The 19,568-nt window shown below is 73.5% G+C and carries 22 protein-coding genes and 2 pseudogenes; 14 read left to right on the forward strand and 10 right to left on the reverse strand.

The genetic code is table 11. From position 1 onward, the window contains the following. Positions 1 to 136 precede the first annotated feature (136 nt). Both ZF1_RS27055 and ZF1_RS27060 read left to right on the forward strand, forming a co-directional pair. Positions 137 to 655: a dTDP-4-dehydrorhamnose 3,5-epimerase family protein gene (locus ZF1_RS27055; protein WP_346101916.1), complete on the forward strand. Its 519-nt coding sequence runs from the start codon at positions 137 to 139 to the stop codon at positions 653 to 655. A gap of 170 nt (positions 656 to 825) precedes the next feature. After that, a complete protein-coding gene (locus ZF1_RS27060) occupies positions 826 to 1,164 on the forward strand; it encodes a DUF3040 domain-containing protein (protein ID WP_405420789.1) in 339 nt (112 codons plus the stop codon). Positions 1,165 to 1,258: 94 nt separating this feature from the next. Here the strand turns inward: ZF1_RS27060 and dnaB are convergent, their stop codons facing one another. The 5 genes from dnaB to rpsF all read right to left on the reverse strand — a co-directional run bounded on the left by dnaB (position 1,259) and on the right by rpsF (position 4,930). Next, on the reverse strand, positions 1,259 to 2,668 hold the full coding sequence (dnaB, locus tag ZF1_RS27065; RefSeq protein ID WP_062403954.1) for a replicative DNA helicase: 1,410 nt from the start codon (positions 2,666 to 2,668) through the stop codon (positions 1,259 to 1,261). Positions 2,669 to 3,306: 638 nt separating this feature from the next. Further along, positions 3,307 to 3,753, reverse strand: a complete 447-nt coding sequence (rplI, locus tag ZF1_RS27070; protein ID WP_208822723.1) for a 50S ribosomal protein L9 — start codon at positions 3,751 to 3,753, stop codon at positions 3,307 to 3,309. 14 nt (positions 3,754 to 3,767) lie between these two features. Continuing rightward, complete coding sequence (gene rpsR, locus ZF1_RS27075) at positions 3,768 to 4,004, reverse strand: 30S ribosomal protein S18 (protein ID WP_020623471.1); 237 nt, start codon at positions 4,002 to 4,004, stop codon at positions 3,768 to 3,770. Between the two features lie 54 nt (positions 4,005 to 4,058). After that, positions 4,059 to 4,604 (reverse strand): single-stranded DNA-binding protein, encoded by a 546-nt coding sequence (locus tag ZF1_RS27080; RefSeq protein WP_251783330.1) that lies wholly within the window; start codon positions 4,602 to 4,604, stop codon positions 4,059 to 4,061. A gap of 11 nt (positions 4,605 to 4,615) precedes the next feature. Continuing rightward, positions 4,616 to 4,930, reverse strand: coding sequence for a 30S ribosomal protein S6 (rpsF, locus tag ZF1_RS27085; RefSeq protein ID WP_062398960.1), 315 nt, complete (start codon positions 4,928 to 4,930; stop codon positions 4,616 to 4,618). Between the two features lie 333 nt (positions 4,931 to 5,263). Here rpsF and ZF1_RS27090 point away from each other — a divergent pair, with 333 nt between their 5' ends. Both ZF1_RS27090 and ZF1_RS27095 read left to right on the forward strand, forming a co-directional pair. Further along, positions 5,264 to 6,031, forward strand: coding sequence for a deoxyribonuclease IV (locus ZF1_RS27090; RefSeq protein ID WP_179761498.1), 768 nt, complete (start codon positions 5,264 to 5,266; stop codon positions 6,029 to 6,031). Positions 6,032 to 6,152: 121 nt separating this feature from the next. Then, the gene (locus ZF1_RS27095) at positions 6,153 to 6,401 is read left to right on the forward strand and encodes a hypothetical protein (RefSeq protein ID WP_482638643.1); all 249 of its coding nucleotides are present in this window, start codon (positions 6,153 to 6,155) and stop codon (positions 6,399 to 6,401) included. A gap of 20 nt (positions 6,402 to 6,421) precedes the next feature. On the opposite strand, the gene ZF1_RS27100 is transcribed toward ZF1_RS27095, so the two are convergent. The 4 genes from ZF1_RS27100 to ZF1_RS27115 all read right to left on the reverse strand — a co-directional run bounded on the left by ZF1_RS27100 (position 6,422) and on the right by ZF1_RS27115 (position 12,075). Continuing rightward, a complete protein-coding gene (locus tag ZF1_RS27100) occupies positions 6,422 to 7,099 on the reverse strand; it encodes an NUDIX hydrolase (RefSeq protein WP_073576122.1) in 678 nt (225 codons plus the stop codon). A 134-nt stretch (positions 7,100 to 7,233) separates the two neighbouring features. Next, positions 7,234 to 8,835 carry a glycosyltransferase family 87 protein gene (locus ZF1_RS27105; protein ID WP_482638644.1) on the reverse strand — a complete coding sequence of 534 codons (1,602 nt, stop codon included), beginning with the start codon at positions 8,833 to 8,835 and terminating at the stop codon, positions 7,234 to 7,236. 131 nt (positions 8,836 to 8,966) lie between these two features. After that, the gene (locus ZF1_RS27110; protein ID WP_482638645.1) at positions 8,967 to 11,393 is read right to left on the reverse strand and encodes a transglycosylase domain-containing protein; all 2,427 of its coding nucleotides are present in this window, start codon (positions 11,391 to 11,393) and stop codon (positions 8,967 to 8,969) included. Positions 11,394 to 11,679: 286 nt separating this feature from the next. Further along, complete coding sequence (locus ZF1_RS27115; RefSeq protein ID WP_062403958.1) at positions 11,680 to 12,075, reverse strand: DUF5318 family protein; 396 nt, start codon at positions 12,073 to 12,075, stop codon at positions 11,680 to 11,682. A gap of 194 nt (positions 12,076 to 12,269) precedes the next feature. On the opposite strand from ZF1_RS27115, the gene ZF1_RS27120 reads away from it, so the two are divergent. The 4 genes from ZF1_RS27120 (at position 12,270) to ZF1_RS27135 (ending at position 15,785) form a co-directional block, all read left to right on the forward strand. Further along, positions 12,270 to 12,914: a PadR family transcriptional regulator gene (locus ZF1_RS27120; RefSeq protein ID WP_482638646.1), complete on the forward strand. Its 645-nt coding sequence runs from the start codon at positions 12,270 to 12,272 to the stop codon at positions 12,912 to 12,914. Position 12,915: 1 nt separating this feature from the next. Then, complete coding sequence (locus ZF1_RS27125) at positions 12,916 to 13,995, forward strand: inositol-3-phosphate synthase (RefSeq protein ID WP_062398977.1); 1,080 nt, start codon at positions 12,916 to 12,918, stop codon at positions 13,993 to 13,995. Positions 13,996 to 14,360: 365 nt separating this feature from the next. Then, entirely contained in the window at positions 14,361 to 14,960 is a 600-nt protein-coding gene (locus tag ZF1_RS27130) for a C40 family peptidase (protein WP_238589730.1), read from the forward strand. Positions 14,961 to 15,065: 105 nt separating this feature from the next. Next, positions 15,066 to 15,785 carry an SDR family oxidoreductase gene (locus ZF1_RS27135; protein WP_482638647.1) on the forward strand — a complete coding sequence of 240 codons (720 nt, stop codon included), beginning with the start codon at positions 15,066 to 15,068 and terminating at the stop codon, positions 15,783 to 15,785. Here the strand turns inward: ZF1_RS27135 and ZF1_RS27140 are convergent. Further along, positions 15,754 to 16,668: a LysR family transcriptional regulator gene (locus tag ZF1_RS27140; protein WP_251783320.1), complete on the reverse strand. Its 915-nt coding sequence runs from the start codon at positions 16,666 to 16,668 to the stop codon at positions 15,754 to 15,756. The two genes, ZF1_RS27135 and ZF1_RS27140, sit on opposite strands and share 32 nt — an antisense overlap. An 82-nt stretch (positions 16,669 to 16,750) precedes the next feature. On the opposite strand from ZF1_RS27140, the gene ZF1_RS27145 reads away from it, so the two are divergent. The 6 genes and pseudogenes from ZF1_RS27145 to ZF1_RS27170 all read left to right on the forward strand — a co-directional run bounded on the left by ZF1_RS27145 (position 16,751) and on the right by ZF1_RS27170 (position 19,559). Then, on the forward strand, positions 16,751 to 16,885 hold the full coding sequence (locus ZF1_RS27145; RefSeq protein ID WP_255497419.1) for a hypothetical protein: 135 nt from the start codon (positions 16,751 to 16,753) through the stop codon (positions 16,883 to 16,885). After that, a pseudogene (locus ZF1_RS27150) lies at positions 16,882 to 17,748 on the forward strand (DMT family transporter); the annotation flags it as partial. The gene ZF1_RS27145 and the pseudogene ZF1_RS27150, both read left to right, overlap by 4 nt. 127 nt (positions 17,749 to 17,875) lie before the next feature. Further along, a pseudogene (locus tag ZF1_RS27155) lies at positions 17,876 to 17,974 on the forward strand (DUF1707 SHOCT-like domain-containing protein); the annotation flags it as partial. Between the two features lie 87 nt (positions 17,975 to 18,061). Continuing rightward, a complete protein-coding gene (locus tag ZF1_RS27160; RefSeq protein WP_482638765.1) occupies positions 18,062 to 18,301 on the forward strand; it encodes a hypothetical protein in 240 nt (79 codons plus the stop codon). 50 nt (positions 18,302 to 18,351) lie between these two features. Next, on the forward strand, positions 18,352 to 19,107 hold the full coding sequence (locus tag ZF1_RS27165; protein ID WP_062398985.1) for a UPF0158 family protein: 756 nt from the start codon (positions 18,352 to 18,354) through the stop codon (positions 19,105 to 19,107). Next, positions 19,104 to 19,559 (forward strand): HEPN domain-containing protein, encoded by a 456-nt coding sequence (locus ZF1_RS27170; RefSeq protein ID WP_062398987.1) that lies wholly within the window; start codon positions 19,104 to 19,106, stop codon positions 19,557 to 19,559. The genes ZF1_RS27165 and ZF1_RS27170 overlap by 4 nt, the downstream gene beginning before the upstream one ends. Positions 19,560 to 19,568: the final 9 nt, after the last annotated feature.

The raw sequence follows: 19,568 nt of genomic DNA on the forward strand, positions 1-19,568 counted from the left end.
GCTGTGAGCCCGATCGGAGCAACGTGGACTTGCGCAGCGTCACCAGGACCGGGGCCGCTCGTTGTCGTTTCCGGTACCCCAACCGCAGCCCACCGCGCGCCCGTCGCACGCGGTGACCGGACCCGAGGGAGGTCGAGTGGACGTCGTACGGACCGTGGTGCCCGGCGCGCTGCTGCTCGACCCGACCGTCGCCGACACGTCCGGCCCGGACCTCACCGCCTTCACCGTGCGGCGACGGCGCCGCCCGGCCCGCGACGCCGTGCTCGGCCTGTTCGGCCATCCCGGCGACGCGGTGCTGCTCGGCGTCCCCCGCGGCAGCGGTTATGCCGTCGTCATCGACGCCCGACCGGACGCCGACACCTTCGGCCGGCTCGCCGTCGCGCTGCTCGAGGGCCCGCAGCGACTGCTCGTCCCTCCGGGCTGCCTCTACGGCGTCCAGTCCGTCGCGAGCGGGACCGTCGTCGAGCTGCGCAGCGCCACCCGGCTCCCGCGCCGGGAACGCTTCGACGTCCACCCGGACGACCCGGACCTCGCGGTCCGCTGGCTCCGCCCCCGGCCGGCCCGGACACCGGGCACGGCACGCTCCTGGGCCGCGCTGACCACCCGCCTCGGGGCCCCCGCGGGCCCCCGCCGGGACCGCGTCTCCCTCTGGTGACCCCGGGCGCCGTCCCCGGTGTGAGGACGGGCGCATGTGAGCCCGTCGGCCCGGTCGGCCAGATCACGAATCGGTCACGTAACGTCGGTACCAGGCCGGATCGACGACGCCCCGCGCCGGACTGCGGCACGACCGTGTCCGCCGGGACGTGGACACGAGGGGTTGCCGAGGTGCTGAGCGAGCGCGAGAACCGTCGACTGCACGAGATCGAGGTGCAGCTGCGACTGACCGACCCGCGACTGGTCCGCCGGTTCTCCGCACTGAACGCCGCACTGCACGCCCCGGCCCGCCACGGCGGACGGCTGCTCGCCGGGTTCGCCCGCGACCGGCGCACCGTGCACGGCTCCGGCCCGTTCCCGACGGTACTGCTGGGAGCCGCACTGGTCGTGCTGCTGCTCGGTGCCGTACTGGTGAGCGTGCCGGTCGTCGTCGCGGGGATCCTCATCGCCGGCCTCGCCCTGGCCGTCGCGGCCACCACCGGACCGCAGGCGCACCCCGGAATCGCCTGACGCGGCACCCCGCACCGCGCGGTGCCGCCCCGGACCGGCGCCGACCGGTGCCGCCCCGGAGGGGCGGCGTGGCCGTGGCGCGCGACCGGGGTCCTCAGCCGTGGGCGAGGTCGGAGAACCGGCTGTAGTGCAGCTGGTGGGCGACGGTGATCGTCGTGGTCGGGCCGTTACGGTGCTTGGCCAGGATCAGGTCGGCCTCACCGGCGCGCGGGTCGTCCTGCTCGAACGCGTCGGGGCGGTGCAGCAGTACCACCATGTCCGCGTCCTGCTCGATCGAGCCGGACTCACGCAGGTCGGACAGCATCGGCCGCTTGTCGGTGCGCTGCTCGGGACCACGGTTCAGCTGGCTCATCGCCACCACCGGGACCTCGAGCTCCTTGGCCAGCAGCTTGATCTGCCGGGAGAACTCCGAGACCTCCTGCTGACGGGACTCGACCTTGCGGCCCGAGGTCATCAGCTGCAGGTAGTCCAGGATGATCAGCTTCAGGTCGTAGCGCTGCTTCATCCGGCGCGCCTTGGCCCGGATCTCCATCAGCGTCAGGTTCGGCGAGTCGTCGATGTAGAGCGGCGCCTCGGAGATCTCCGACATCCGCCGCGCCATCCGCGTCCAGTCCTCGTCCGACATCCGGCCGGCGCGCATGTCGGCCAGCCGGATCCGGGCCTCCGCGGACAGCAGACGCATGACGATCTCGGACTTGCTCATCTCCAGCGAGAAGAACGCGCTGGTCATGCCGTTCTTGATGGAGCAGGAGCGGGCGAAGTCCAGACCCAGGGTCGACTTGCCCAGACCCGGCCGGGCCGCGACGACGACCATCTGGCCCGGGTGCAGACCGTTGGTGACCTGGTCGAGGTCGGCGAAGCCGGTCGGCACACCCGTGGACTGGCCGCCCCGGGAGGCGATCGCGTCGATCTCGTCCATCGTGGGCTGGAGGAGCTCCTCCAGCACCGTGTAGTCCTCGGTGGTGGTGCGCTCGGTGACCTCGTAGACCGCGGCCTGGGCCCGGTCCACCGCGTCGTCGACGTCGCCGCCGTCGGCACCGTGGTAGCCGAGCTGCACGATCCGGGTACCGGCCTCGACCAGCCGCCGCAGGACCGCCTTCTCGCCGACGATCTCGGCGTAGTACGCCGCGTTCGCCGCGGTGGGCACGGTCGCGATGAGGGTGTGCAGGTAGGGCGCGCCGCCGAGGCGGACGAGCTCACCGCGCCGCTGCAGCTCCGCCGAGACCGTCACCGCGTCCGCGGGCTCGCCACGGCTGTAGAGGTCCAGGATCGTCTCGTAGACGGTCTGGTGGGCGGGCCGGTAGAAGTCCTCCGGCTGCAGGACCTCCACGACGTCGGCGATCGCGTCCTTGCTCAGCAGCATGCCGCCGAGCACCGACTGCTCGGCCGTGAGGTCCTGCGGGGGCTGACGGTCGAACGTGGCGCCCTCGCCGGGTCCGGAGGCCTTCTCGCCGTCACGGACCGCACGGGGCTTGTTGCCGGGACGATCGTCCGTCAGAGCCATACGCAGCGTCACCCCCGGTGGACACAGTACCGAACGCACGTTCGACGCGCGAGTGGTACGTGCTGCCACCCGCGACCGTCGTCGGTGATCTGCCGGCCGGCGCGGTGCCCGACGGACCGCGGCGGGCGCGGTCCGGGGAGCAAGGCGCTCGCGTACCGGTACGGCCGACACTAGGTCGGCCGCGGGCCCGTGGCGAACCGGCCTGGTGATCGAACTGGGGATGAACTGTGCACGGATGCCGCCCGTCCCGGGACCGTGCTGGGGACAACCTGGGGACAGGGGACCGGAACGGGCCGTCTGCGCAGGTCAGAGGCATACTCACAGCTGTGGACAACTTTGCTCTGGCGTGTCGTCGCACGCCGCGTACGGGCGTGTCGGAGCGCCCGGCGGACCGCTCGCCGCCCGGCGCGTCCACAGGCCCGCCCGACGAGTGGATCGTCACCGCACGGCGTGTCGGCTGCGTGACAAGACATCCGGTGTGGGGTCGTCCGATCGGTGTCGATCGTCCATCCGGGACTGCGCACCGTGTGCGCGACGCCCGTCCGGCCGGCCCGGACACGCGAAAGGGCGGTGCCCGGAGCACATGGCTCCGGACACCGCCCTGTTCACGCTCGGTGGTCGAACGACCACCGGACCGCTCAGCTCGCGACGACCGCGATCGGCAGCTCGGTGGTGACCTCCGGGTGCAGGCGGACCTGCACCTGGTGCTTGCCCAGGGTCTTGAGGTGACCCGGGACGTCGATGCTGCGCTTGTCCAGCAGCGGGCCGCCGGCCGCCTTGACGGCGTCGACGACCTGGGCCGGCGTGATCGAGCCGAACAGACGGCCGGTGTCGCCGGCCTTGGCCGGGACGGTCACGTTGATGTTGCGCAGCTGCGAGTCGACCTGCTGGGCGTGGCCCAGGTCGCGGATCTCGCGGGACTTCTGGGCCCGGCGGATCTGCTCGACCTGCTTCTCGGCGCCACGGGTGGCGACGACCGCGAGCTTGCGCGGCAGCAGGTAGTTGCGGCCGTAGCCGTCCTTGACCTCGACGATGTCACCCGGGGCACCCAGGTTCGGGACGTCGGCGTTGAGGATGAGCTTCATGTGTCTCCCCTTCCTCAGCGAGCGGTCGAGGTGTACGGCAGCAGGGCGACCTCACGGGAGTTCTTCACCGCGACGGCGACGTCCCGCTGGTGCTGCCGGCAGTTGCCGGAGACCCGACGGGCACGGATCTTGCCGCGGTCGGAGATGAACTTCCGCAGCAGACCGGTGTCCTTGTAGTCGATCAGCTGGGCCTTGTCCTTGCAGAAAGCGCAGACCTTCTTCTTCGGCTTGCGCACGATGGCCTTGGCCATGGTGGTGCTCCTGGAGATCGTCCTCCGCCCGTCACGGGCGGAGAGGTACGTGGATCAGAAGGGGGGCTCGTCGTCGGACGCGGCGCCACTGCCCGCGGGCGGGGCCGAACCCCAGGGGTCGTCATAGCCGCCGCCGGAGTTGCCTCCACCGCCGGAACCGCCGCCCTGTCGGGCGCCACCGCCACCGCCGCCGTCGTAGCCACCGCCGCCACCGAAGCCACCGGAACCTCCGCCCCGGTTGACCTTGTTGACCTTGGCGGTCGCGTAGCGCAGGGACGGGCCGACCTCGTCGACCTCCATCTCCACGACGGTGCGCTTCTCGCCTTCCTTGGTCTCGAACGACCGCTGGCGCAGGCGACCCTGGACCACGACGCGCGCGCCGCGGGTCAGGGACTCGGCGACGTTCTCCGCCGCCTGGCGCCAGATGTTGCAGCGCAGGAAGAGCGCCTCGCCGTCCTTCCACTCGCCGGACTGGCGGTCGAAGGTGCGCGGGGTGGACGCCACGGTGAAGTTGGCGACCGCGGCGCCGGACGGGGTGAACCGCAGCTCGGGATCCGCCGTCAGGTTGCCCACGACGGTGATGACGGTCTCGCCGGCCATGACGGCTCCAATCAGCCGGCGGCGGGCGCCGGCGTGCGGGTGACGTCCTTGCGCAGGACCTTGGTGCGCAGCACGGACTCGTTCAGACCCAGCTGGCGGTCCAGCTCGGTGACGGTGGCCGGCTCGGCGGTGATGTCGAGGACCGCGTAGATGGCCTCGCCCTGCTTCTTGATCTCGTAGGCCAGGCGGCGCTTGCCCCAGACCTCGATCTTCTCGACCGATCCGCCGTCGTTCTTCACGACGGTGAGGAACTGCTCCAGGGACGGCTGCACGGTGCGCTCGTCCAGGCCGCCGTCGAGGATGACCATGACCTCGTAATGACGCATGAGAACCACTCACCTCCTATGGACTCGAAACGGTCACGGCCCGGACGGCCGTGACAGGAGGTTCTCAGTGCACCCCGACAGTTTCCGGCGGATGCGCGGGAGCTGCGGGGATGCCGGTACAGGCTAGCAACGGCCGTTCCGGCCCCGACCTGCGGGTACGCGGTTCCCCGGATCGCCGGGACGGGTCCGGGCCGTGCCCGCGGAGGCACCGGCCGACGGACGGCTGTCCTTCGTCGCCGCCACCGGGCCCCGTCCTCGACGAGCCGCTCGGTGCCGTCACCGACGCCTGACCGGCGGCCCACGGCTGTCGGGGGTCCTCGCTACCGTGCCCGTATGCAGATCGGAGCACACGTCCGCGACGCCGAGGACCCTCTGGCCGCGGCCGCCGAGGTCGGCGCCGAGGTGATCCAGCTGTTCCTGTCCGACCCGCAGGGCTGGAAGAAGCCGCCGCCGCACCCACGGGCGGCGGAGCTGGCCGCGTCGGACGTCGCGGTGGTGGTGCACGCGCCCTACACCGCGAACGTCGCGTCCACGAACAACCGGATCCGCATCCCGAGCCGCAAGATCGTGCAGCAGCACCTGGCCGGGGCCGCCGAGGTCGGCGCGTTCGGCCTGGTCGTGCACGGCGGCCACGTCACGAAGGACGACGACCCGGCCGCCGGGATCGACAACTGGCGCAAGTTCGTCGAGCGCCAGGCCGGGGAGCACGGCTTCGACGTGCCCGTCCTGATCGAGAACACCGCGGGCGGGGACAACGCCATGGCCCGCCGGTTCGACGCGCTGGGCCGGCTGTGGGACGCGGTGGGCGAGTTCGGCGTCGGGTTCTGCCTGGACACCTGTCACGCCTTCGCCGGTGGCGAGGAGCTGGCCGGGATCGTCGAGCGGGTCCGGGGGATCACCGGGCGGATCGACCTGATCCACCTGAACAACTCGCGCGACGCGTTCGACTCCGCCCGCGACCGGCACGCCAACATCGACGACGGGACGATCCCGCCGGACGAGCTGGCCGCCGTCGTCGCGGCGGCGGGGGCACCGGTCGTGGTGGAGACCCCGGCCGAGGGACAGGCCCGCGACATCGCGTTCCTGCGGGAGCACACCTGAGGAGGCCTCAGGCGGTACCGGTGAGCCAGCCGGACGGCGTGAGCCCCGCCCCGATCTGCAGCCGCGGGGCGTACTGGTCGACGTAGACCCGGGCGGTGAGCTCGCGCCTGCTGCGGACGCGGTGGCCAGCGGGACGATCTCCGGCGGGCGGGCCTCCTCGATCGTCACGACGACCTTCCCCGAGGCCCCGTCCGGCCCGGCCAGCGGCGACGCGTGCGCCACCACCCAGTGCCCGGAGCGCGTCCGCAGCCGGGTCCGCGGCAGCTGCACCAGGCGCCCGTACCGGGACGACGACACCCGGCGCCGGCCGGCCACGCTGAAGCGCCGCGTCGACCCGGAGGGCGTGTTCGGCGGGCCCGTCCGCACCTGAGACCCCGGTTCCGGGAGTCCTCAGCGCCAGGCGAAGACCGGCTGCTCCAGGTGCGCGACCCGGGTCGCGCGCCCGTGCAGGACGACCTCGCGGAACTGGTGGAGCACCGCCCCGGTGGGGGCGTGGACGTAGCGGTCGAACAGCGGCACCTGGATCACCGGGGCGTCGGACTCGGGGATCGTGAGGAACCGGGGCTCGTGGTCGATCTCGGCCAGCGGCGGGCGGTGCAGCTCGGCGACCTCGTCCGGGTTGGGCGTCGGCTCGCCCGCGCCGCCGCCCCACAGCACGACCGGGGTGATGACGTAGCCGGAACGGGTCGGGTAGTCGTCGAGCAGACCGAGCACGCGGTCCGGGCCGAGCTCGAGCCCGATCTCCTCGGACACCTCGCGGCGCCCCGCCTGCTCGGCGGTCTCACCCGGGTCGAGCCGTCCGCCCGGAAGGGCCCACTGGCCGGAGTGCGCCCGCAGCGACCGGGCGCGCCGGGTCAGGACGAACGCGACCTCGTCGGCGAGACGGCCGTCGCCGGTGGCACCGGGGACCGGCAGCAGCGTCAGGGTGACGGCGGCGGCCCGCTTCCCCGCCCGGTCCGCCTCCGACGCGGCCCGGCGCTCGGCCGGGGGGAGCGTCGCCAGCGCCGCCTCGACACGCTCCCGCAGCTGGCGCTGCACCGGTTCCGGGACCACCACGTCGTCGGCCATGCCCCGATCGTCGCACCCGCCCGGGTGCCGCACAGGTTCCGTCGCCGCCGCACTCGTCACACCCGCTGCGGCGCCACCACACCCTGTGCGGCGACCGGCGGGACACATGCGGCGGCGCGAGGGGCAGCCGCAGTTCAGTCCGCGGGGTCGCGCCGGGGGTGGGCCGCCCGGGACGGCCACGGTTCGGGTGCGGCCGCGCGATCGGAGCGACCGGCGCGGCCGGAGCCCGCGGAACCGGCCGCGTCGCCGGACCGGGACGTGCCGACGGAACCGGTGGGGCCGGGGCCGCCGCCGTCCCTCCGCCGTCGCCCGCCCCGTGCGGGCACGGCCGACGCGGAGGCCGTCACGGCGGGCACGCCGGACCGGGAGACCCGCGGGCCGACCGGCCACACGGGCTCCGGGTCCCGGCCGGGGTCGGTGCCGGGCCGCAGGATCTGCCGGACGACGAGCACGCACAGCGCGACCACCACGGCGTCGCGGACCAGCACGGTCACCAGGAACGGCTCCGGCGGCAGCCCCTTGTTCGCGACGCCGAGGTACTGGAACATCCGCGGCACCCAGACCAGCGCGTCGACGACCATCCACGCCAGCAGCAGCCGCCAGCGGGGCAGGGCGAGCACCGCGAGCGGGACCAGCCACAGCGAGTACTGCGGGCTCCACACCTTGTTGACCAGCAGGAACGCCGAGACCGTCAGGAAGGCCAGCTCGGCGACCGCGGGCGGGCGCGGCGCGCGCAGCGCGAGCCAGGCGATCGCGGCGAACGCCAGCACCATGAGCACCGCGGTGACGGTGTTGAGCACGGTGGGGGACTGCCCGTCGCCGAGCGGGCCGTCGAAGCCGGACCAGCCGGTGAACCAGTACAGCGAGTACCAGACCGAGTCCGGGTCGGCCGGTCGCGTGCGGTTGAGCAGGAAGAACTCGACCCAGCCGCGCGGCCAGGCCAGCGCGACCGGGAGGTTCACCGCCACCCAGGCGAGGGCCGCGGCACCGATCGTCCACGCGGCACGCGGGAGGCCGCCGTCGGCGCGGCGTCGCCAGCCGACGAGCAGCACCGGTAGCAGGAGCAGCAGCGGGTAGAGCTTGGCCGCGCCGCCGATCCCGAGCAGCACCCCGGCCCAGACCGGCCGGTCCCGGCGCAGCGCGAGCAGTGCCCCGGTCGCGAGCGCGACGGTGAGCGTGTCGAAGTTGGTGAACGCGTGCACCGCCACCAGCGGGGACAGCGCGACCAACGCGGCGTCCCACGGACGTTCCGGGCGGAGCATCAGCACCGCCCACACCACCACCAGCCAGGCCATGGCCAGCCAGATCGCTGTGACGTCGAAGTAGACGACGACGTCGAGCGCCGTCGGCAGCGGCAACCGCTCGGCCAGCCACTGCCAGCCGTCGGTCAGCTGCGCATTGAGGTACTGGAACATCCCGGTGACGACCGGGTACTCCATGTACCGGGCGGTGCGGGAGCCGTCGGCGGCGGTCTCGAACCAGGCGTCGCGGTAGGGGACGGCGTCGTCGGCGAGACCTTCCAGCCCGTAGAGCGGGACGGTGTCGGAGTAGCACATCGCGACGTACTGACGGTCGTTGCGCCAGTCCAGCGCGAGCGCACCGTCGGGGGTGCGGTACTGCTGCAGACAGGCCGCCTTGCCCAGCCAGCCCAGCGCCAGCACGACGACGGCGAGCAGCAGCACCACCCGCAGCGGGGTCCACCAGCGCGACCGTCCGACGAGTGCGTGCCGACCCATCGGGCCTCCGACGACCCGGCTGGCGGCGCGCGCCAGCGGCTCGGTCCAGGTCGGGACCTCCCGGTCCCGGACGCCCGCCCCCGGCGCGTCGTGGGGGGCGGGCGGTGCGGCTCCGGGCCGGCCGCCTGCGGTCAGTTGTCGCCCCCGCGGCCCGGACGGTCCCGGCCCGCGTCGGAGCCGGGCGGACCGTCGCTGTTGCCGTCGCTGCCGGGGTCGCCGCTGCTGTCGTCGCCGGCCCCGTCCCCGGAGCCGTCGCCCGAGGAGTCACCCCGGTCGCTGCGGTTCCCGCGGTCACCCCGGTCCCCGCGGTCGCCGCGGTCGCCGTTGTCGCGGCTGTCGCCGGGCTCCTGGGTGGTGGTCGTCTGCTGGTCGTCGCCCTGCCCGGAGTCGTTCGAGACGGCCCGGGCCGGAGCCTGGCCGATCGGCTCGAAGTCGGAGAACTGCTCCACCGGCGTCCCCTGCAGCACGTCGTTCATGAACGACTGCCAGATCGAGCCGGGCAGCATCCGCCCGTAGACCGGGCGGCCCGCGGAGTTCTTGATCGGGGTGTTGTCGTCGGTGCCGACCCACACCGCGGTGGACACCGACGGTGTGTAGCCGACGGTCCAGGCGTCGTTGTTCTGGCCCTGGACGCTGCTCTGCACGGTGCCGGTCTTCGCGGCGACCGGACGCCCGTCCAGCCCGATCCGCGACGAGCTCGCGACGTCGGTCATGGACTCGGTGACGTTGCGGGCGACCTCGGCCGGCATGACCTGCTGGCCGTTGTCGGTGCTGCCGCGGTCGTAGATGACCCGCCCGTCGCTGGCGGTGACCTTCGCGATCAGGAACGGGTCGCGCTTCATGCCGTCGGCCGCGAACGTGCCGTAGGCGGCGGCCATGTCCTCGGGGTGGACCTCTCGGTCACCCAGCGAGATGCCGCCGGTGGGGTTCGGCAGCAGGTCGGCGGGGATGCCGGCCTGGTGCGCGGCGTCGGCGACCCGCTGCGGGCCGACGTCGAGGCCCATCCGGTAGAAGACCGTGTTGATCGACTTGGTCATGGCCTCCTTCACCGAGCACCGGCCGCAGCTGACGCCCTCGGAGTTGGTGACCGTGGTGCCGGCGAGCTCCTGGGGGGAGGAGCCGTCGTAGATCGTGCCGAGACCGACCGGCGGGTTCGCCTGCAGCGCCGCCGCGAGCACGAACGGCTTGAACGACGAGCCGGGCTGCTTGAGCACCGAGGCGTAGTCGAGGCCGACACCGTTCTCCCCGCCGAAGTAGGCGATGACCGCGCCGGTCTTCGGGTTCACCGACACCAGCGAGGACCGCAGGTTGCCGGGCTGGCCGTCCATGACCTTCTCGACGGCCGTCGCCGCGTCCTCCTGGGCCTTCGGGTCGATCGTCGTGGTGACCGTCAGACCCTGGGTGTTGATCTCGGTCTCGGAGATCCCGAGCTTCTCCAGCTCGGCGCGGGCCGCGTTGTAGATGTGGCCCTTGTCGTCGCCGGGGATGCCACCGCCCTCGGCCGCGGAGGCCTCGCGCCACTGCGGGAACCTCTGCTGCGCCCGGTCGGCCTGCGTCATCCAGCCCTGGGCGACCATGCCGTCGAGCACGAAGTTCCACCGCTGCTGGGACATCTCGAGGTTCTTCGCCGGGTCCCAGCGCGACGGCGACTGGATCAGCCCGGCGATCATCGCGCCCTCGGAGGCGTTCAGGTCCTGGACGTTCTTCCCGAAGTACGCCTGGCTGGCGGCCTGGACGCCGTAGGCGCCGCGACCCAGGTAGATCGCGTTCAGGTAGTTGCCGAGGATCTGCTCCTTGGTCATCTCCTTGGACATCTTCGCGGCCAGCACGACCTCGCGGAACTTGCGGAACAGCGAGTACTGGTCGTTGCCGGTGGTCACCTTGATGTACTGCTGGGTGATCGTCGAGCCGCCGCCGATCCCGCCGGAGAGCTGGTTGATCACCGCCCGCGCGATGCCGGTGATGTCGAAGCCGGGGTTGGAGAAGAACGTGCGGTCCTCCGCGGACAGCACGGCCTGCTGGACCGGCACCGGCACCTGGGACAGGTCGACGCTGATCCGGTTGACGTTGTCCGGCCGGACCGTCGCCAGCGGGGCGCCGTCGGTGTAGGTGAAGGTCGCTACCTGGGTGACGGCGATGTCGTCGGCGTTGGGGACCGGGAACACCAGCCAGCCGATCGCGAACGCGACGAGCGGGCCGATCACCGCGAACGCGGCGAGCCCGATCACCCAGCGCCGGAGCCGGCGACGACGGCCGGGCTTCTTCCGCCCGTCACCGCCGTCCCCGGGACCGCGACCGTCGGGACGACCGGGCGGTCCGGGCGGGCGGCCGCCACCGCCGCCCCGACGGGCGGCCGTGGCCGGTGCCGCCGCGGCCGCCGCGGCACCGCGGGCCGGCGGAGGGCCGGTGCGCTGCGGGGCGGCCGTGCGCGGACCGGCCTGGGCGGGCCGGACGACGGGGTCGAAGTGGCCGATCCCGGAGTCGTCGTGGGTCAGCAGCGGCGGAGGGGACTGGGGGACCGGGCGCGGCGGCCCCGCGGGGGTGGGACGGCCGCCCACCGGTGGACGACCGGGGGCGGGGGCATCGGGGACGGGGCCCACGCCCGGTCGGGGTGCAGGCGGGGGCATCGGGGACGGGACCGCGGAGGACCGGGGGCGGGGGGGGGGGCGGCGGGGTGCGCCGGGGGTCACGCTCGTCGTTCACCGGGCGGCTCCGTGGGATGCGGTGGACCGGATCCGCAGCGGCCCGGGCCGGGGGTGCCCGGGGCGGAGGGGATCCGGCAGCGGACCGGCGCGGTGCGCGCGGTCCGGGTGGTCGTGCTCGTCGGGCAGGGCGCCATCGGACTCAGCCACCCGCACTCCGCCGGCCGCGGCGGGGGCGGCCGGTGCCGAGGACGAACGAGCGGACCAGGTGGTTCCAGCGGCACTCGGTGCACACCTCGACGACGTGCACGGAGAAGTCGGCGACCTGCGCCGCGAGCTGCTCGAGGTCCGCCGCGGAGCGGGCCGAACCGGAGACGTGGCGCAGGCTCTCGCCGAACACCCACGAGACCTGGGCGAGCTCGTCGTGCCGGCAGACCGGGCAGGCCCGACCGGCGGACGTGCCGTGGAAGCGCGCGGCACGGAGCAGGTAGGCACCCGCATCGCACACCTCCTCACGGCCGACCCGGCCGGCCCGGACGTCGGCCAGCAGAGCACGGCGCTGCAGGGCGTAGTCCACCACCTGTCGCGGGCTGAGCACCCGGCCAGGGTACGCGGGACGGACCCGCGGACCCATCGCCGTCCCGCACGGGGCCCTGCGGGCACGACCGTTCCGTGCCTGGTCGGGGTACTCGTCCGGTCCGCGACCGCCTGTGATCACGATCATGGATGGGACGGATCGATGTATCGGACCGATAGGATGACGGGTCGGCGGTCCGCACGGAGGAGGTCGCGATGCTGGACTTCGCGGTTCTCGGCCTGCTCCAGGACGGTCCGCTGCACGGGTACGAGCTGCGCAAGCAGCTCGGCCGCAGGCTCGGCGGCTTCCGCGCGTTCTCCTACGGCTCGTTGTACCCGGCCCTGCGCCGGCTGCTGCGGGCCGGGTCGATCGCCGAGACCACCGACGAGGCGGGTGATCAGTACGGACGCGCTCCGGGACGGCTGCGACGGGGCAGGCGGGTCTACCGCATCACCCCGGCGGGCCGGGACCGGTTCGCGGCCACGCTCGCCGAGGCCGGCCCCCAGGCGTGGGAGGACGGAAGCTTCGACGTGCACCTGGCGTTCTTCGCGCGGACACCGGCGGAGACCAGGATCCGGATCCTGGAGGGCCGCAGACGGGCCGTCGAGGAACGCCGGGACGGTCTGCGCACCGCGCTCGGCAGGCCCTGCGAGGGGGTCGACCGCTACACCCGCGAGCTGCACCGGCTCGGGCTGGAGTGCTCCGAGCGCGAGGTGTGCTGGCTGAACGAGCTGATCGCGACCGAACGGGCCGAGCAGGGCGCCGCGGACGGACGCGACGAGAGGACCTTCCCCGGCGGCGGGCCATCCCGGCCCGCGACCGGCGGGGTACGACAGGACGAGACAACAGGAGGAGCCTGACATGAGCCAGGTTCGGGTGGCGGTCGTCGGCGTGGGCAACTGCGCGGCGTCGCTGGTCCAGGGGGTTCACTACTACGCGGACGCCGATCCGTCGACCCAGGTCCCCGGCCTGATGCACGTCGACTTCGGCGGGTACCACGTCCGGGACGTGACCTTCGTGGCCGCGTTCGACGTCGACGCGAAGAAGGTCGGTCAGGATCTCGCCGACGCGATCTCGGCCAGCGAGAACAACACGGTCAAGATCGCGGACGTGCCGCCGCTCGGGGTGACCGTGCAGCGCGGGCCGACCCTCGACGGTCTCGGCCGCTTCTACCGGGAGACCATCACCGAGGCCGACGGCGAGCCCGTCGACGTCGTGCAGGTGCTGCGCGACACCGGGGCCGACGTGCTGGTGTCCTACCTGCCGGTGGGCAGCGAGGACGCCGACCGGTTCTACGCGCAGGCCGCACTGGATGCGGGCGTCGCGTTCGTCAACGCGCTGCCGGTGTTCATCGCCTCGGACCCGGAGTGGGCGGAGAAGTTCCGCGCCGCCGGCGTCCCGATCGTCGGCGACGACATCAAGTCGCAGGTCGGCGCGACCATCACCCACCGGGTGCTGGCGAAGCTGTTCGAGGACCGCGGCGTGCAGCTGGACCGCACGATGCAGCTCAACGTGGGCGGGAACATGGACTTCCTGAACATGAAGGAGCTCGAGCGGCTGGAGTCCAAGAAGGTCTCCAAGACCCAGGCCGTCACCTCGCAGGTGGACCGGGACATGGGCAAGGGCAACGTGCACATCGGCCCGTCGGACTACGTGTCCTGGCTGGACGACCGCAAGTGGGCCTACGTCCGGCTCGAGGGCCGCGCGTTCGGTGACGTCCCGCTGAACCTGGAGTACAAGCTCGAGGTCTGGGACTCCCCGAACTCCGCGGGCATCATCATCGACGCGGTGCGGGCGGCCAAGATCGCGAAGGACCGCGGCATCGGCGGACCGATCCTGTCGGCGTCGAGCTACTTCATGAAGTCGCCGCCGGAGCAGTACCGCGACTCCGAGGCCCGCGACAAGGTCGAGGCGTTCATCCGGGGCGAGATCGACAGCTGATCCGTTTCTCGGTACAACGGCCCGGGGAAGACCATGCAGGTCATCCCCGGGCCGTTGCCGTACCGGAGACGTTCCGGAAGACGACATTACCGATCCGGAATGTTCTCGTTATTCGTCGTGAGCGCAGTCATGCAATGAATGTGCTCTGCGTCATTTATCTGAGCGATATCTGTTCGTAATGTGCGGTCCGGCCTTGTGCGACCACCGCCCATCCGGGGTGAGGGGTACAGGGTCACCGCCGGGCGACGACGCAGGCGGGTCGTGAGTGCCGTCGGTGTCCCCACCGGAACTCCCCCTTCGTACCGGCGCCCACGGGTCCCGCCCCGACCGCTCCTCCGGTGGTGCAACATCCCGAGGACCCCACCGTGCCCCAGCGTCATTCCGCTCCGGCGCTCCGCGTCGCCGTCGTGGCCACCACCGCCGCCGCGGCCGCAGTTCTGTCCGTGCTCCCCGCCGCCACCGCGGCACCCACGGACGCCGCCTCCGCGGCACCCGCCGCGGAGACCGTGACCCGTGACGTCGCCCCGGCCGCGAACGTCCTGCCGGCGCTCGGCTCGAACCCGGCCGCGCTGTCGGTCTCCTCCGCGGCGCAGGCCGCGGCCCCGGCCGCGCAGGCCGCCGCCGCGCGCAGCGGCGCGATGTCGACCGCGATGGCCCAGCTCGGCAAGCCCTACCGCTGGGGCGCCACCGGCCCGAGCGCGTTCGACTGCTCCGGCCTGGTCCACTACGCCTTCTCCAAGGCGGGCAAGGACCTGCCCCGCACCAGCCGGGCCCAGGCCCAGGTGGGCACCAAGGTGTCGAAGTCGAACCTGAAGCCCGGTGACCTGGTGTTCTTCTACAGCCCGGTCAGCCATGTCGGCATCTACATCGGCGGCGGCCAGATCGTGCACGCCTCCACCAGCGGCCAGCCGGTGAAGATCTCCGACATCGACCGGATGCCGTTCAACTCGGCCCGCCGGGTCTGAGAGAAGCCTGCGGAACGAGGCTCAGCTCTGAGCGCGCCCGCTCCCCGGTACGACGACTGGCCCCGTCCTCGCGCAGGACGGGGCCGGTCGTCGTAGGTTCACCGGGTGACCGCTCCGCGCCGCCCGCTCGCCCTGATCACCGGTGCCTCCCAGGGCATCGGCGCCGCCACCGCCCGGCTGCTCGCGCCGCGCTACGACCTGGTCCTGGGCGGCCGGGACGAGAAGCGGCTGGAGGCCCTGGCCGGTGAGCTGACCGAGGCGGGCCCGGTCGCGGTCCGCACCGTGGCGGTGGAGCTCACCGACGACGACGCGCTGGCCACGGCCCTCGACGGCATCGACCGGCTCGACGCGCTGGTCCACTCGGCCGGGGTCGGCGAGCTGGGCACCGTCGCGGAGACCACCGCGCAGACCTGGCGCCACCAGTTCGACGTCAACGTCGTCGCGGTCGCCGAGACGACCCGGCTGCTGCTGCCCGCGCTGCGCGCGGCGGGCGCCGACACCGGCGCCGACGTCGTACTCGTCAACTCCGGGTCCGGGATCACCGCCCGCGCGGGCTGGGGGTCCTACGCGGCGAGCAAGTTCGCGCTGCGCGCGTTCGGCGACGCCCTGCGCGCCGAGGAGTCCGGCCACGGCATCCGGGTCACCTCCGTGCACCCGGGCCGGGTGGACACGGCGATGCAGGAGCGGGTCGTCGCCCACGAGGGCGGCGAGTACGACGGCTCGCGGTTCCTGCGCCCCGAGTCGGTCGGTGCCGCGATCCTGGCCGCACTGACCGCGACCCGCGACGCGCACCTCACCGAGATCGTGGTGCGCCCGCAGGGCTGAGGGCCGACTGCTCGCGCAGCTCGTCGAGGGCCGCCAGCAGCGGTGGCGCCGCCGCCGCGGCGTCCCGGACCACCGCCAGGATCGTCCGCACCGGTGTGGGCCGCACGACCGGCACCGCGCAGGTCCCGGCCGGCAGGTCGACGGCGCCGAGCCGGGGGAGCACGGTGACGCCGATCCCGGCGGCGACGAAGGCCAGCGCCGTGCGGTAGTCGTGGGCCTCGACGTGGAACGGCGGGCGGAACCCGGCGGCGGCGCAGGCCTCGACCAGGTTGCGCCGGCACCACCCGCGGGCGAAGTCGTTGTCCACCCACCGCTGCCCGGCCAGCTCCGCCAGGTCGACCTGCTCCGCCCCGGCCAGCGGGTGCCCCTCGGGCACCACCACGACGTAGGGGTCGTCGAGCAGGTGGTGCACCGAGAACCCGGGCCAGGCCTCGAACTCCGGTCGCTCGACGGCGATCTGCAGGTCCGACCGGTCGGCCGGGTCGTCGGGCAGCCACTCACGCAGGGCCAGGTCGAGCCGGACCCCCGGGAAACCGGTGGTCAGCCTGCGCACCACCCGCGGCATCCAGGCGGACCCGACGGAGGCGAAGTAGGCCACCGACAGCGACCCGGTGCGCCCCGTGCGCAGGTCCTCGACGAGTACCTGGGCCTCACCGAGCCGGGCGAGCACCGCGTCGGCCTGCTCGGCCAGCAGGAGCCCGGCCGCGGTCGGCCGCAGCCCGCGCCCCACCCGCTCGAACAGCACCAGGCCGGTCTCCCGGGCGAGTGCGGTGACGTGCTGGCTCACCGCCGAGGGCGTGTACCCCAGATTGGCGGCGGCGGACTGCACCGACCCACCGGCCACGACCGACCGGAAGATCATCAGGCGATGAGCGTCGAGCACGCGGAAAAACGTACAGCAGAACTGAATCCAGAGGTAGAACATATCGCTGGTGCTGAACCGTGAGCGGTTCGACGATGTCTCCATGACCACCGTGAACCTGGGGCTGCTCGCCCTCACCACCCCCGCCACCCTCGCCGCGCTGTACCGGCTGTTCCGGGAACGACCGCGACGGTTGCCCGTCCGCACCGGCTACGACACCCGCCGGCCCACCCTGTGAGCGCCGCGACCCGGCCGGGACTGCTGCCGCTCGCCGCCGCGGCCACCACCGTCGTGCTCTGGGCCTCGGCCTTCGTGAGCATCCGCGCCGTCGGCCACGACCTGTCGCCGGGCGCGCTGGCCCTGGGACGGATGCTGGTCGGGGCCCTGACCCTGACCGCGATCCTGACCGTGGTCCGCGCCCGCAGACCCAGACCCGGCCCACCCCTGCCCCGCGGACGGTTGCTGGCGGCGGTCGTGATCTGGGGCGCGGCCTGGTTCGGCGTCTACAACCTCGCGCTGAACGCGGCCGAGCGGCACCTCGACGCGGGCACGACCGCGTTGCTGGTGAACGTGGCACCGGTGGTCGTCGCCGTGCTCGCCGGGCTGCTGCTCGGCGAGGGCTTCCCGGCACGGCTGCTGGCCGGGATGGCCGTCGCGTTCGCCGGGGTGGTGCTTATCGCGGCGGCGTCGTCGGCCGGGGGCGCCGACCTGTCCGGGGTGCTGCTGGGGCTGCTCGCCGCACTGGTCTACGCGGGCGCGGCCGTCGCGCAGAAGCGGTTGCTGCCCCGGGTCGACGCCCTGACGATGACCTGGACGGGCGCCGTCGCCGGGGCCGTCGCGCTGCTGCCGTTCCTGCCGTCGCTGGTCGCCGCGCTCGCCACCGCGCCGCCGACGGCCGTCGCCGGCGTTGTCTACCTGGGGGTGTTCCCGACCGGAGTCGCGTTCCTGACCTGGGGATACGCCCTGACCCGCACGACCGCGGGGCGGCTGGCCGCCACCACGTACGCGATCCCGCCGGTGGTGGTCGGACTGTCCTGGGCACTGCTCGGGGAGGTGCCCGCACCGGCCGCGCTCGCCGGCGGTCTGCTGTGCCTGGTCGGCGTCGCGGTCGCCACCCGTTCGGCTCCGCCCCGGGGGCGGGGATCGTCCGAACGACAGACCCCCGGGTCCCTCCCCGTCACTACGCTCGACGGGCATGGGGGAGTCCAGGGACGACGAGCGGTCCGTGATGCGGGTGTCGGACGCCGACCGCAGCGAGACCGCGGAACGGCTGAAGCTGGCGCACGACGAGGGCCGGCTGTCACTGATCGAGTACGACGAGCGGTTGCAGCAGGCCTACGCGGCGACCGTCCGCGCGGACCTCGACCGGCTGGTCACCGACCTGCCCGCGGTGGAACGCACGACGTTGCCGTCGGTGCGTGCCGAGACGGCGCAGGTGGAGAAGGCCGAGGCGAGGCGTGAGCACCTCACCGAGTGGCGCTCGTGGGCCGGCACCTCGGTCGTCCTGACCGGCATCTGGGTGGTCACCGCGTTCGCCTCGTCCTCCGACGGGGAGGGACTCCCGTTCTTCTGGCCGATCTTCCCGATCGGGATCTGGGGGGCGGTCCTGGTCGCGCACTTCTTCTTCGGCTCCGGGGAGAAGGACGACGACTGAGGGTCCCGCGGCGGCTGCCACGCGCACCGGACCGGGCATAGAGTCGCCCCGTGCTCGACCCCGCCCGCCTCGACCTGTCCGCACTGGCGGACGCGCTCGAGGACCGCACGCCGGAGGTCACCTGGTACCTCGACCCGGCCGACGCCGAGGTGCACGGCGTGTCCGGCGACGACCGGCCCGGTCCGGACTGGGTGGAGATCCGGCCGGTGACCAGCCGGGAGTCCTACCGGGACATGTCCGACTTCACCGCGGGCGTCCAGCACCGGCGGGCCGCGGCGCTGCTGGACCGCGCGATCGACGGCCGGGGTGCGTTCCGCCGGTTCAAGAACACGCTGTTCGAGTTCCCCGAGGTCCGCGACCAGTGGTACCGCTTCCGCGACGCCCGTTCCCGCCGGCGCGCGGCGGACTGGCTGGTCGCGGCCGGCCTGATCGGTGCCGACGACGGCGAGCGGCTCAGGGCCCGCCACCCCGACCCGGACCCGTCCAACGACGACGTGCCCGCCGCCGTCGCCGACGACCTGGGCCTGCTCTACGGCCCCCGGCTGCGTCAGGTGCTGCTGTTCGGGTCCTGGGCGAGCGGGGAGGGCTCGGTCGAGTCCGCGATCGACCTGCTCGTGGTCCTCGACGACGACGGGTTCCCGATCCTGCCCTGGGAGGAGGTCCGCGCGATGGACGACGTGCTGTGGCAGCACACCCGGCGGACCGGGCTGACGATCAGCGTGCTGCCGGTCGGCCAGGGTGAGCTCGTCCGTGCCGCCGACCCGACGGTCGTGCGTGCCCGCGCCGAGGCGGTGCGGATCCGGTGACCCGGCGGGTGCACGGCGGGATCGCGCGGGCCCGGGTCGAGCTGGGCGGGGCCCGGGTGCTGGCCGAGAACGGCTTCGGCGACGCCGCGGTCTCCCGCGCGTTCCATGCCGCGTTCCGGGCCGCCGAGACCGCGCTGCTGGTGCTGGGGGAGACCCGCGCCGAGCATTCCGAGGTCGTCAGCGCGTTCGTCCGCCGGGTGGTGCGGGAACGGTCGCTGGACCCGCGGGCCGGGCGGCTGCTGCGGTCGCTCTACAACCGGCGGGCGCTGGCCGACCACTCGGACGTGACCGCCCCGGCGGCGGAGGCGCGCGCGGCCCTCGACGACGCCGCGTTCGTGCTCGACGCCGTGGAGGCCTGGCTCGCCGAGCCGGCCCTGTCCCGGCCGCCGGACCCGGGGACCGGGGCGACCCGGCGGCCGGAGAAGCCGGTCCGGCGCGGATCCCGCGCCTGACCGGCCGCC

This window comes from Pseudonocardia sp. ZF1 (assembly GCF_056835605.1).